Source organism: Nocardioides caeni (assembly GCF_004912195.1).
Taxonomy (GTDB): Bacteria; Actinomycetota; Actinomycetes; order Propionibacteriales; family Nocardioidaceae; genus Nocardioides; species Nocardioides caeni.
In genome coordinates, this window is the sequence record NZ_STGW01000013.1 from 13,692 (window position 1) to 26,448 (window position 12,757).

Here is a 12,757-nt window from a genome sequence, read left to right on the forward strand (position 1 = left end):
CAGTCGTTGCGCATCCACCAACCACGAGCGACGTGATAGACGCCGTAGCAGCCCAGTCCCGCCGCGATGCCCACCAGCAGCCACGGCCCGAACGGCTCGTCGCGCAGCTCCACGATCGCCCGGTCGAGGCCGCCGGACTCGTCCGGGTCGTGCGTCAGTCCGGCGCGGACGAAGAGCGCACCGATGAGGCCGAAGGCGGCCCCGCGGGCGACGTACCCGGTGCGGGCCAGGACGGTGACGGCGCGTCCGACCTGACCGGTCTGACCGTCCACCTCCAGGTCGCGTCGCCAACGGTCGCCCAGTCCACGCCACGCGCTGGCACCTCCCACGCCGATGACCACCAGCCCGACGGCGACGACGATCGCGGGACCCAGCGGCAGCCGCAGCAGGTCGGCGGTCAGACCGCCGGTCCCGCCCGACCCTCCCGAACCACCTGAGCCCACCGCGGTGCGGACCGCCAGGAAGGCCAGCACGGCGAAGACGCAGCCCCGCACGGCCGACGCTGCGCCGAGTCCCCACCGTCGGGGGCCCTCCTCGTCGCGATGACCGCCGACGGCCTCGAACCCCTGGCGGACCGCCAGCCCGGCCAGCCCCGCGGCCACCGCCCACAGCACGATGCCGCCTGCCGGCTGGGAGGCGAGCTCCTGCAGGGCGCCCTCGCCGGACGCCGAACCCGACGGGTCCCCGAGTGACAGCTGCGCCGCCAGCCACGCCACCAGGAGATAGACCACCCCATAGGCGGCCATCCCGAAGCGAGCCACGTACTCGAGCACCGGGTGGTCACGCGCCTGCCGCGCGAGGTCGTCCGCGCGCCCCCCGCCCGCGTTTCCACCGCGTTCACCGTCGCCCATCCGGACCACCCCCCGTCGTGAGTGCGCCGTACCCCGGACCGGCGCGGTCATGCCCGGGTGGGGGAGCACCACCGTAGGCTGGAGGCATGAGCGTGCGCCGAGTGATGGGCACCGAGGTGGAGTACGGCATCTCGGTGCAGGGGCAGCCGTCCGCGAACCCGATGGTGGCCTCCTCCCAGGTGGTCAACGCCTATGCGACGGCGACCGTCCGCGCCCGGCGCGCCCGGTGGGACTTCGAGGAGGAGTCGCCGCTGCGCGACGCCCGCGGCTTCGACATGTCCCGGCAGGTGGCGGATTCCAGCCAGCTGACCGACGAGGACCTCGGCCTGGCCAACGTCATCCTCACCAATGGCGCGCGGCTCTACGTCGACCACGCCCACCCGGAGTACTCCACCCCCGAGGTGGTCTCGCCGCTCGACATCGTGCTGTGGGACAAGGCGGGGGAGCAGGTCATGCTCGACGCCGCCCGCCGCGCCCAGCAGCTGCCGGGCAACCCGGCGATCGTGCTCTACAAGAACAACACCGACAACAAGGGCGCGTCCTACGGCGCCCACGAGAACTACCTGATGCGCCGGTCCACCCCGTTCGGCGACATCGTCAAGCACCTCACCCCGTTCTTCGTCAGTCGCCAGGTCGTCTGCGGCGCCGGCCGGGTCGGCATCGGCCAGGACGGGCGCGGCAAGGGCTTCCAGATCAGTCAGCGCGCCGACTTCTTCGAGGTCGAGGTCGGGCTCGAGACCACCCTCAAGCGGCCGATCATCAACACCCGCGACGAGCCGCACGCCGACCCGGAGCGCTACCGACGGCTCCACGTGATCATCGGCGACGCGAACCTGGCCGAGATCTCGACGTACCTCAAGGTCGGGACGACATCGCTGGTCCTGGCGATGATCGAGGACCGCTTCATCACCCGAGACCTGACGGTCGAGGGGCCGGTGGCCGCCCTGCGTTCGGTGTCCCACGACCCGACCCTGGCCCACCGCGTCACGCTCACCGACGGCCGGCAGCTCACGGCCGTCCAGCTCCAGCTCGAGTACCTCGACCTGGCCCGCAAGTACGTCGAGGACCGCTACGGCTCCGATGCCGACGCCCAGACCGTCGACGTACTGGCGCGCTGGGAGGACGTGCTGACCCGCCTGGAGTCCGACCCGATGTCCCTGGCCGACCAACTCGACTGGGTCGCCAAGCTCAAGCTGCTCGAGCAGTACCGCACGCGCGACGGCCTCGACTGGGACGACGCCAAGCTCCAGCTCATCGACCTGCAGTACTCCGACATCCGTCCCGAGAAGGGCCTCTACCACCGCCTCGCGCAGGCCGGCCGGATCCAGCGGCTGCTCGCCGACGACGAGGTCCACACCGCGATGACCGTGCCGCCCGAGGAGACCCGCGCCTACTTCCGGGGTCGTTGCCTGGAGAAGTACGCCTCCGACATCGCCGCCGCCTCGTGGGACTCGGTCATCTTCGACCTGCCCGGCCGCGACGCGCTCCAGCGGGTCCCGACCATCGATCCGCTGCGGGGGAGCCGTGCCCACGTCGGTGAACTGATCGACAGCTGCGACACCGCGGACGCGTTGGTCCGCGCGCTGACCCGGTAGTCGATAGGGTTGCGGCATGGCCCAGGAGCAGAAGCAGCCGCGCAAGTCGGAGGAGACCGAGGAGGCGACGGAGGTCGCCACCGAGTCCGACGTCGCCGAGCGCAAGGAGTCGCTCGACGAGGACGTCGACGCGATCCTCGACGAGATCGACGACGTCCTCGAGTCCAACGCCGAGGACTTCGTGAAGTCGTTCATCCAGAAGGGCGGCGAGTAGCGCTGATGAGCGACGCGCGCATCCCGGCCGCCTTCCTGCGGCCGGGCACCTCGTCCTTCAGCGACTTCCTCGCCGAGAACGCGCCGGACCTGCTGCCGGCCCGCCGCTCCCTGCCGGCGGGCAGTGCCGCCGACATCGCCCCGCACGGCACCACCATCGTGGCGGTGACCTTCCCCGGCGGCCTCGTGATGGCCGGTGACCGACGCGCCACGATGGGCAACGTCATCGCCCAGCGCGACATCGAGAAGGTCTTCCCCGCCGACGAGTACTCCGTGGTCGGCATCGCCGGCACCGCAGGTCTCGCGGTCGAGATGGTGCGCCTCTTCCAGGTCGAGCTCGAGCACTACGAGAAGATCGAGGGCACGCTGCTCTCCCTCGACGGCAAGGCCAACCGTCTCTCGGCGCTGATCCGCGCCAACCTCGGCATGGCGATGCAGGGTCTCGCCGTGGTGCCGATGTTCGCGGGCTACGACCTCCAGCGCGGGGTGGGCCGGATCTTCGGCTACGACGTCACCGGCGGACGCCACGAGGAGGCCTCCTTCTTCACGGTCGGCTCCGGCTCACTGTTCGCGCGCGGCTCGCTGAAGAAGCTCTATCGCGACGCCCTGTCGAGCGACGACGCGGGCCGGGTCTGCCTGCAGGCCCTCTACGACGCCGCCGACGACGACTCCGCGACCGGCGGCCCCGACCTCACCCGCCGGATCTTCCCGGTCGTGTGGGTGGTGACCGCCGACGGCGGACAACGGCTCTCCGAGGAGGCCATCGGCGCCCTCGCCGACCAGGTCGTCGGCGCCCGCATGACACGACCCGACGGCCCGGTGGCCCCGCTGCCCGGCGGCGACGAGCGAGGGGAGGCCCGATGAGCACGCCGTTCTACGTCTCGCCCGAGCAGCTGATGAAGGACCGGGCCGACTTCGCGCGCAAGGGCATCGCCCGCGGCCGGTCCCTCGTCGCCGTCCAGTACGCCGACGGCGTCCTGCTGGTCACCGAGAACCCCTCCCAGGCGCTCCACAAGGTCTCCGAGCTCTATGACCGCCTCGCCTTCGCGGCGGTCGGTCGCTACAACGAGTTCGAGAACCTCCGGATCGCCGGCGTGCGGCTGGCCGACATGCGCGGCTATTCCTACGACCGTCGCGACGTCACCGGCCGCGGTCTGGCCAACGCCTACGCGCAGACGCTCGGCACGATCTTCTCCTCGGGCGGCGAGAAGCCCTACGAGGTGGAGATCTTCGTCGCCGAGGTCGGCGAGCGCGCCGCCGACGACCAGATCTACCGGCTCACCTACGAGGGCCGGGTCGCCGACGAGCACGGCTTCGCGGTGATGGGCGGCGACGCGGACACCGTGTCGTCGTACCTCTCCGAGCACTATGCCGACGGCGCGAGCCTGGACGTCGCCCTCGGCGTCGCGGTCGCGGCGCTCGGGCACAGCAAGGACGAGCGCGGCCAGGACGCCGACCGGGTGATCCCGGTCGACGACCTCGAGGTGGCCGTGCTGGACCGCACCCGCACCCAGCCCCGCAAGTTCCGCCGGATCCTCCCGGCGGCGCTGGCCGGACTGCTGGGGGAGCGCGGGCCTGCCGAGCACGCCCCTGAGGCCCACGCGTCGCAGACGCCCCCCGACGACACTCCGGGGGACGGCTCCGGTCCTGAAGAGCCTCCGGTGGCACCACCGCTCGCATAAGGTCGTGTCATGGACCGTCGTATCTTCGGGATCGAGAACGAGTACGGCGTCACGTGCACGTTCCGCGGGCAGCGCCGACTGAGTCCCGACGAGGTCGCCCGCTACCTGTTCCGCAAGGTGGTCAGCTGGGGTCGCTCCAGCAACGTCTTCCTGCGCAACGGTGCCCGGCTCTACCTCGACGTCGGCAGCCACCCGGAGTACGCCACGCCCGAGTGCGACGACGTCGCCGAGCTGGTCACCCACGACAAGGCGGGTGAGCGGGTGCTCGAGGGGCTGCTGCTCGACGCCGAGCAGCGGCTCCACGACGAGGGGATCGCCGGCGAGATCTATCTCTTCAAGAACAACACCGACTCGGCCGGCAACTCCTACGGCTGCCACGAGAACTACCTCGTCAGCCGCGCCGGCGAGTTCAGCCGGCTGGCCGATGTCCTGATCCCCTTCCTGGTGACCCGCCAGATCGTCGTCGGCGCCGGCAAGGTCACCCAGACGCCCCGCGGCACGACGTACTCCGTCAGCCAGCGCGCCGAGCACATCTGGGAGGGCGTCTCGAGCGCCACCACCCGCAGCCGCCCGATCATCAACACCCGCGACGAGCCGCACGCGGACGCGGAGAAGTACCGCCGTCTCCACGTGATCGTGGGCGACTCCAACATGAGCGAGACGACCACGATGCTCAAGGTCGCCTCGTGCGACCTGGTGCTGCGCATGATCGAGGAGGGCGTGGTGATGCGCGACCTCACGATGGAGAACCCGATCCGGGCGATCCGGGAGATCTCGCACGACGTGACCGGACGCCGCAAGGTGCGCCTGGCCAACGGCCGCGAGGCCAGCGCACTGGAGATCCAGGGGGAGTACCTCGCCAAGGCCCGTGACTTCGTCGACCGCCGAGGCATCAGCACCCCGATCATCGAGCGCTCCCTCGACCTGTGGGAGCGCGGGCTGAAGGCCGTCGAGTCCGACGACCTCGGCCTCGTCGACCGCGAGCTCGACTGGGTCATCAAGTGGAAGCTGATCGACCGCTACCGCGCCAAGCACGGCCTGCCGATGAGTCACCCGCGCGTCGCCCAGCTGGACCTGGCCTACCACGACATCCACCGCGGGCGCGGGCTCTACTACCTGCTCGAGAAGCGGGGCGCCGTCGCCCGGGTCACCTCCGACCTGAAGATCTTCGAGGCCAAGTCGGTGCCGCCACAGAACACCCGGGCCCGCCTGCGGGGCGAGTTCATCCGTCGCGCGCAGGAGCGGCGGCGTGACTTCACCGTCGACTGGGTGCACCTCAAGCTCAACGACCAGGCGCAGCGCACGGTGCTCTGCAAGGACCCGTTCCGGGCCCACGACGAGCGGGTCCAGCGGCTCATCGACGGCATGTGAGCCGACCTTCTCCGCCGTGCTTCGCGGCGCTCGGTAAGGTTTGCCCGTGCTGAAGCGCCTGCGACGTCCCACGACCCTGGTCCTGACCACCCTGATCCCGGCCTCGCTCGCCCTGGCGGCCTGCGGGGAAGGTGAAGGCGAGCTCAAGGGATCCGACGCGTTCTCGCTCAGCGGCGAGGTCGGCGAGGCCCCCGCGGTCGACTGGAAGGGCACGCTCGCCCCCGAGAAGGCCTCCAGCACGGTGCTCGTCGAGGGCGACGGCGCGGAGATCAGTGACGGCGACGAGCTGCTGATGGACTTCGCGCTCGTCAACGGCTACACGCACAAGGTCGACTACAGCACCTTCGACGCCGACGCGCTCGCGGCGACGGTCACCGTCGGGGCCACGGAGCCGGAGACCGCGCTCGACGTCCTCACCGCGGCCGTCCGCGACGCCATCGAGCCCGGCCAGAAGCTCGGCACGCGGATCGCGGTCACCGTCGGCAGCGACGTCCTGCTGGGCGACTACCTCGGCAACGAGGCGGTCGCGGGGATGGCCGTGTCGATGGACATCGGCAACGAGGACGGTCTGCTGTTCGTCGCCGACCTGCGGTCCTTCGTCGGGCCCACCGGCACCGAGCAGAAGCCCGCCGCAGGCACCCCGGGCATCGTCGAGAAGGACGGCGTCCCCACCAAGCTCGACTTCGCCGGCATCCCTGGCGACTCCGGCAAGCTGAAGGTCACCAGCCTGGTCGTGGGTGACGGCCCTGTCGTCACCAAGGGCCAGCAGATCATGGTCAACTACCTGGGCCAGACCCGCACGGGCAAGGCGCCGTTCGACGAGTCCTACGCCAGCACCCCCTTCACCGCGGTCGTCGGCGGTCCTTCGGCGAGCGTCGTCAAGGGCTGGTCGCGCGGTCTCGTGGGCCTGCCCGTCGGCAGCCGCGTGATCCTCGAGATCCCGCCGAGCCTGGGCTACGGCAAGGAGGCGCAGAAGGACGACCAGGGCAAGGTGACCATCCCGGCCAACTCCACGCTCTACTTCGTCATCGACATCCTCGACGCTGCCGATGTCGAGGCAGCCGCAGAGCCCGAGCCGTCCGAGTCGGCCTCGGAGTCGACCTCGGAGTCGACCTCGGAGTCGACCTCGCCCTCCGAGACCGCCTCGGAGTAGTCCCCCAGCACGAGGAACCCCCATGCCGGCGCCCAAGAGCGAGCGGTTGCTCAACCTGCTGATCATGCTGCTGGTGCAGCGCCGCCCGATCGGCAAGGACCGGATCCGCGAGCTGCTCTATCCCGACTCTCGCCCGGACGCCTTCGAGAAGATGTTCGAGCGGGACAAGGACGAGCTGCGTTCGCTCGGCGTCCCGGTCGAGGTCGCGACCATCGACCCGCTCTTCGAGGACGAGGTCGGCTACCGCATCCCGCCCGAGGCCTTCGCGCTGCCCTCGATCGACCTGACGGCCGAGGAGGCCGCCGTCGTCGGCATCGCGGCCCGGGTATGGCAGCACGCGACGATGGCCCAGGTCACCTCGGAGGCCGTGCGGAAGCTGTCGGCCGCCGGGATCGATGTCGACCTCGGCGCGCTCGACATCGCCCAGCCCGTGCTGACGGCCGAGGAGCCCGGTTTCGAGGCCTGCTGGCGCGCTGCCTGCGAGCGGATGGTCATCGAGTTCGACTACCGGCGCCCCGGCGCAGACAGCGCGATGCGCCGCCACGTGCAGCCGTGGGGCGTCGTCCGCTCCTCCGGACGGTGGTACGTCGTGGGCTACGACACCGACCGCGGGGCAGAGCGCGTCTTCCGCCTCTCGCGCGTCGAGGGCGACGTGCATGCTGTCGGCACCCCGCGCGCCTTCGAGATCCCACCCGACACCGACATCCGGGAGATCGCGCGCCGGCTCGCGCCCCCGACGGTCCCCGAGCGAGTCGTGCTGCTCGTCCGCAGCGGCGCCGGCGAGTCCTTGCGTCGTACGGCGGAGCAGGTGGCCACCGACGTGACCGGACCCGACGGCTCGGCCGGATGGGACCGGCTGGAGGTCGAGCGCGCCCCGGTCGGGATCCTCGACGACGTGCTCTCCCACGGCCCCGACGTGGTGGTCCTCGAGCCTGCCTCCCTCCGCGCCCGGGTCGTCGCCCGCCTCGAGGGTGCGCTCGCCGGGGCGCTGCGATGAGCCGCCAGCCTGTCGCCGGCGCCGGCGCCCGCGACCAGGTGGCCCGCCTGCTCACCCTCGTGCCCTTCGTGCACCACCGCGACGGCGTCCGCCTCGAGGAGGCGGCCGGACTCCTCGGCGTGTCCTCCGACCAGGTGCTGCGCGACCTCAAGGTCCTCTTCATGTGCGGCCTGCCCGGCGGGCTGCCCGACGACTTGATCGACGTGGACCTCGACGCCCTCGAGACCGACGACGGTGACCTGTTGTCCGACGGCCTGATCCGGGTCGAGAACGCCGACTACCTCGCCCGGCCGCTGCAGCTGAGCGCCACCGAGGCCTCCGCCGTGGTCGTGGCGCTCCGCCTGCTCCGCGACTCCTCGCGCGGTGAGACGGCCCGTCTGGTCGACCGCGTCGTGGAGAAGATCGAGCGCGCCGTCGCGTCGTCGGGCGCGGCCCACATCGATGTCACGCCGTCGCTCCAGGACGCGCAGCAGGTGGCGACCGCGGCGACGGCCGCGCTGATCGAGCAGGCGGTCGCGACCGGCCGGCAGCTGCGGCTGACCTACTTCGTGCCCTCCCGCGAGGAGCAGTCGACGCGCGACGTCGACCCACGCGGCATCGCGCGCCGGGGAGTGTTCCGCTATCTCGACGCCTGGTGTCACCGGGCCGGCGGTGAGCGGCTCTTCCGGCTCGACCGGATCCAGCATGCCGAGGTCCTCGACACCCCCATGGGCACGCCGCCGGCCCCGCCGCGCGACCTGGAGCACGGGCTGTTCACCGATGCGGACGAGGAGAGCAGTGCCGTCGTGACCCTGCGCCTCGCACCCGAGGCGGTGTGGGCGACGGAGTACTACCCGGTCCGTGAGGTCCGGCCGCTGCCCGACGGCGGTGCCGAGGTCGATCTGGTCGTCGTCGACCGACGGTGGCTGGTGCGGCTGCTCCTGCGCCTGGCTCCTGGGGCCTCCGTGGTCGGGCCGACGGAGTTCTCGGAACTGTTCATTGCCCGTACACGGGAGACACTCAGCCTCTACCGGTGACGGGGGCGTAGCATGGAGCCCGTCAGCAAGCACCACCCGCACGTGAGAGTTGGTTCTCGTCCATGTCTTCCCTCATCGGTATGCCGCAGGGAGCCGAGTGGCTCATCATCCTCGCGATCGTGATCCTCGTCTTCGGCGCCGCCAAGCTGCCGGACCTCGCTCGCGGCAGCGGTCAGGCACTGCGCATCTTCAAGGCCGAGACCAAGGGCCTGAAGGACGACGACGACGACGAGAAGCCCGCCGGAGCCTCGGGCCAGCTCAACCCGGTCGACGAGGAGATCGCCGAGGGCGAGATCGTCGACGAGCAGCGCGAGAAGAACATCTGAGCAACGCTCCCTCCACCACCACCTGAATGAGCATCACGGGAGTCGGGCGACTCTTCAGCGGCAAGCCGGTCCACCCCATCGGCGACGACGGCCGGATGGCCTTGTCGGATCACCTGCGGGAGCTCCGCTCGCGCATCATCAAGGCAGCGCTCGCGGTCGTGGTGACCTTCGGCATCGCGCTGTTCTTCTTCGACTGGATCTACGACCTGGTGGTCGATCCCTACTTCGCGGCGCAGGAGCAGCTGCCCGACGGCGCCAGCGAGGCCACCACGTCCGGACCGGCCGGCGGTTTCCTGCTCTATCTCAAGCTATGCGGTCTCACTGCACTGGTCGCGTCCTGCCCGGTGTGGCTCTACCAGATCTGGGCGTTCATCCTGCCGGGCCTGCACGCCAACGAGAAGAAGTGGACGGCGATCTTCGGCGCCATCGCGGGACCGCTGTTCATCGGCGGCATCGTGCTGGGCTACGTCACCCTGCCGAAGGGCCTGGAGATCCTGATCGGCCTGAACCCGGACGGCCTGACCAACCTGGTCGACTTCAACGACTACCTCACCTTCTTCAGCCGCACCCTCCTCGGCTTCGGCATCGCCTTCGAGATCCCCGTCTTCGTGGTGCTGCTCAACATGGCCGGCGTGCTCAAGGGCAAGACCCTGGGCGCCCACCGACCGTGGATGATCGTCGGCACGTTCATCTTCGCCGCCGTCATCACGCCGTCGGGCGACCCGTTCACGATGAGCTTCATGGCCGTGCCGATGATCATCCTGTTCCTGATCTCCGAGGTGATCGCACGCTTCAACGACCGGCGCCGCGCCCGCAAGGGCATCAACGCCGGGCTGTCGCCCGACGAGGCCAGCAGGCTCGACTGAGGTGCCGCGCGCCGTCGTCCTGACCAACCCGTCCTCGGGCAAGGGCCGTGGCGCGCGTGTGCGCGACGACGCCCTGCCGCGCCTCCACGGCGCCGGCTGGACGACCACGAGCCTCGCCGGTCGCGACGCGGACGAAGCGCTGGACCTGGCCCGCCTCGCGGTCGCCGAGGAGCCCGACGCCCTGGTCGTCTGCGGCGGCGACGGACTCGTCAACATCGGCCTCCAGGCCCTCGCGCAGTCGGACGTGCCGCTCGGGATCCTCCCCGCCGGCACGGGCAACGACTTCGCCCGCTACTTCGACCTGCCGCTGGGTGACGGCGCGGCCGCGGCGGCGCGCATCGTCGGCGGTACGACGCGCCGGGTGGACCTGGCCCGCACGGGCGACCGCTGGTTCGGCGGCGTCCTGGCCGCCGGGTTCGACGCGGTCGTCAACGAGCGGGCCAACAGGATGTCCTGGCCGAAGGGCCAGGCGCGCTACAACCTCGCGACGCTGGCGGAGCTGCGGACCTTCCGGCCACTGTCCTACGTCCTCGACCTGGACGGCGTCGAGCACCACCTCGACGCGATGATGGTCGCCGTGGGCAACGGGCCGTCGTACGGCGGCGGCATGCGGATCGCCGAGGGCGCCGAGCTCGACGACGGGCTGCTGGATGTGGTGATCATCAAGCCACTCGGCAGGATGGAGCTCGTGCGGACCTTCCCGAAGCTGTTCGACGGCACCCACGTCACCCATCCCCAGTTCGAGCGCCACCGCGTCCGCAAGGTCACGGTGGCCTGTGCCGGGATCGTGGGCTACGCCGACGGGGAGCGCTTCGGCCCGCTGCCTCTGACGATCGAGTGCGTGCCGGACGCGGTCGCGGTGATCGCATGAGCACGGACGGCGGTGGCGAGCTCAGCCCGGCCGAGCGCTACGCGTCCTACCGGCGCGACCAGGGGCATCCCGTGTTCCGCGACTTCGCAGCGGGCTTCTCCTTCCCCCTGGACGACTTCCAGGTCGAGGGCTGCAAGGCCGTCGAGGACGGCGACGGCGTCCTCGTCGCGGCGCCGACGGGCGCGGGCAAGACGGTGGTGGGCGAGTTCGCCGTCCACCTGGCCCTGGAGACCGGCCGCAAGTGCTTCTACACCACCCCGATCAAGGCGCTCTCCAACCAGAAGTACGCCGACCTGGCGGCCCGCTACGGCAAGGACCGCGTCGGCCTCCTGACCGGCGACACCTCGATCAACGGCGAGGCGCCCATCGTCGTGATGACGACCGAGGTGCTGCGCAACATGCTCTATGCGCGCTCCCGCACCTTGGTCGGTCTGGGCTTCGTGGTGATGGACGAGGTGCACTACCTCGCCGACCGGGCCCGCGGCGCGGTCTGGGAGGAGGTCATCATCCACCTCCCGGAGTCGGTCTCCGTGGTGTCGCTGTCGGCCACCGTGTCCAACGCCGAGGAGTTCGGCGAGTGGCTCGAGACGGTGCGCGGCTCGACGCGCACCATCGTCGCCGAGCGGCGACCGGTGCCGCTCTTCCAGCACGTGATGGTCGGGCGCCGACTCCTGGACCTCTTCGCGTCCTCCGACGTCGACGCGGCCGCGGGCTTCGTCCGCGAGGGCGCGCCCGTCAACGACGAGCTGATGCGGATCGCCCGCGACGACTGGGCCAGCAGCCGACTGATGCGCGACCGGCGCTCGCCCCGCAAGGGCAATCCGGGGTCGTCGAAGAACCCGCGCAACGTCGGCAACGGCCGGCGGGTGTGGATCCCGTCGCGTCCGGACCTGATCGAGCAGCTGCAGCGCAAGCACCTGCTGCCGGCCATCGACTTCATCTTCAGCCGCGCGGGCTGCGACGCCGCCGTCCAGCAGTGCCTCGACGCCAATCTGCGCCTCACCGACGCGGCGGAGCGGGACGAGGTCATCGAGTTCGTCGAGCAGTCCCTGGGCGGGCTGCCGAGCGAGGATCTGGCCGTCCTTGGCTACCACGACTTCCTCGACGCCGCCTCGCGCGGCGTCGCCGCCCACCCCGCCGGCATGCTGCCTGCCTTCAAGGAGTGCGTCGAGGAGCTCTATCCCCGCGGACTCATCAAGATCGTCTTCGCGACCGAGACCCTCGCCCTCGGCATCAACATGCCGGCGCGCACGGTCGTCCTCGAGAAGCTCACCAAGTGGAACGGCGAGACCCACGCCGACATCACCCCGGGGGAGTACACCCAGCTCACCGGCCGGGCCGGCCGTCGCGGCCTCGACGTCGAGGGCCACGCCATCGTGCTCTGGCAGCCGGGCATGAACCCGCGCGAGCTCGCCGGTCTCGCCTCGACCCGCACCTACCCGCTCCGGTCGTCCTTCCGGCCGTCCTACAACATGGCGGTCAACCTGGTCGACGCCTACGGACGGCACCGCGCCCGCGAGCTCCTCGAGCTGTCCTTCGCGCAGTTCCAGGCCGACCGCGCCGTCGTCGGCCTCGCCCGCCAGCTCCGCAAGGCGGAGGACGCCCTCGAGGGCTACGCCGAGGCGGCCCAGTGCCACCTCGGCGACTTCATGGAGTACGCCGGCCTGCGCCGGCGCATCTCCGAGCTCGAGAAGGAGTCGAGCCGCTCGCGCAAGCTGGACCGGCGCAGCGAGGCCGCGGCGTCGATCGAGCGACTCGAGGCCGGCGACATCATCGTCGTACCTGTCGGGAAGTTCGCCGGCCCCGCCGTCGTCGT

The 12,757-nt window shown here is 70.9% G+C and carries 13 protein-coding genes; 12 read left to right on the forward strand and 1 reads right to left on the reverse strand.

Annotated features, from left to right (window positions below; translation table 11 throughout):
• Positions 1-920: DUF1206 domain-containing protein (locus E9934_RS15755; protein ID WP_136563857.1), on the reverse strand; the 920-nt coding region annotated here is incomplete at its 3' end.
• 17 nt (positions 921-937) lie between these two features.
• Between E9934_RS15755 and dop the strand changes: the two genes are divergently transcribed.
• From dop to E9934_RS15815, 12 genes are all read left to right on the forward strand, one after another.
• Positions 938-2,446: a depupylase/deamidase Dop gene (dop, locus tag E9934_RS15760; protein WP_136563858.1), complete on the forward strand. Its 1,509-nt coding sequence runs from the start codon at positions 938-940 to the stop codon at positions 2,444-2,446.
• 16 nt (positions 2,447-2,462) lie between these two features.
• Positions 2,463-2,660 carry a ubiquitin-like protein Pup gene (locus tag E9934_RS15765; RefSeq protein WP_136563859.1) on the forward strand — a complete coding sequence of 66 codons (198 nt, stop codon included), beginning with the start codon at positions 2,463-2,465 and terminating at the stop codon, positions 2,658-2,660.
• Positions 2,661-2,665: 5 nt separating this feature from the next.
• Positions 2,666-3,523 (forward strand): proteasome subunit beta, encoded by an 858-nt coding sequence (gene prcB, locus E9934_RS15770; protein ID WP_136563860.1) that lies wholly within the window; start codon positions 2,666-2,668, stop codon positions 3,521-3,523.
• On the forward strand, positions 3,520-4,341 hold the full coding sequence (gene prcA / locus E9934_RS15775) for a proteasome subunit alpha (RefSeq protein ID WP_136563861.1): 822 nt from the start codon (positions 3,520-3,522) through the stop codon (positions 4,339-4,341). The genes prcB and prcA overlap by 4 nt, the downstream gene beginning before the upstream one ends.
• Before the next feature lie 9 nt (positions 4,342-4,350).
• The gene (gene pafA / locus E9934_RS15780) at positions 4,351-5,712 is read left to right on the forward strand and encodes a Pup--protein ligase (protein ID WP_136563862.1); all 1,362 of its coding nucleotides are present in this window, start codon (positions 4,351-4,353) and stop codon (positions 5,710-5,712) included.
• Positions 5,713-5,758: 46 nt separating this feature from the next.
• Positions 5,759-6,865 carry an FKBP-type peptidyl-prolyl cis-trans isomerase gene (locus E9934_RS15785; RefSeq protein WP_136563863.1) on the forward strand — a complete coding sequence of 369 codons (1,107 nt, stop codon included), beginning with the start codon at positions 5,759-5,761 and terminating at the stop codon, positions 6,863-6,865.
• A 22-nt stretch (positions 6,866-6,887) separates the two neighbouring features.
• On the forward strand, positions 6,888-7,862 hold the full coding sequence (locus tag E9934_RS15790) for a helix-turn-helix transcriptional regulator (RefSeq protein WP_136563864.1): 975 nt from the start codon (positions 6,888-6,890) through the stop codon (positions 7,860-7,862).
• On the forward strand, positions 7,859-8,878 hold the full coding sequence (locus tag E9934_RS15795; RefSeq protein ID WP_136563865.1) for a helix-turn-helix transcriptional regulator: 1,020 nt from the start codon (positions 7,859-7,861) through the stop codon (positions 8,876-8,878). Before E9934_RS15790 ends, E9934_RS15795 begins: the two co-directional genes overlap by 4 nt.
• 80 nt (positions 8,879-8,958) lie before the next feature.
• Entirely contained in the window at positions 8,959-9,204 is a 246-nt protein-coding gene (locus E9934_RS15800) for a Sec-independent protein translocase subunit TatA (RefSeq protein WP_162851565.1), read from the forward strand.
• Positions 9,205-9,230: 26 nt separating this feature from the next.
• Complete coding sequence (gene tatC / locus E9934_RS15805; protein WP_136563867.1) at positions 9,231-10,070, forward strand: twin-arginine translocase subunit TatC; 840 nt, start codon at positions 9,231-9,233, stop codon at positions 10,068-10,070.
• A 1-nt stretch (position 10,071) separates the two neighbouring features.
• Positions 10,072-10,941, forward strand: coding sequence for a diacylglycerol kinase (locus E9934_RS15810; RefSeq protein WP_136563868.1), 870 nt, complete (start codon positions 10,072-10,074; stop codon positions 10,939-10,941).
• A partial coding sequence (locus tag E9934_RS15815) for a DEAD/DEAH box helicase (RefSeq protein ID WP_238695009.1) occupies positions 10,938-12,757 on the forward strand: 1,820 nt, incomplete at its 3' end. The genes E9934_RS15810 and E9934_RS15815, both read left to right, overlap by 4 nt.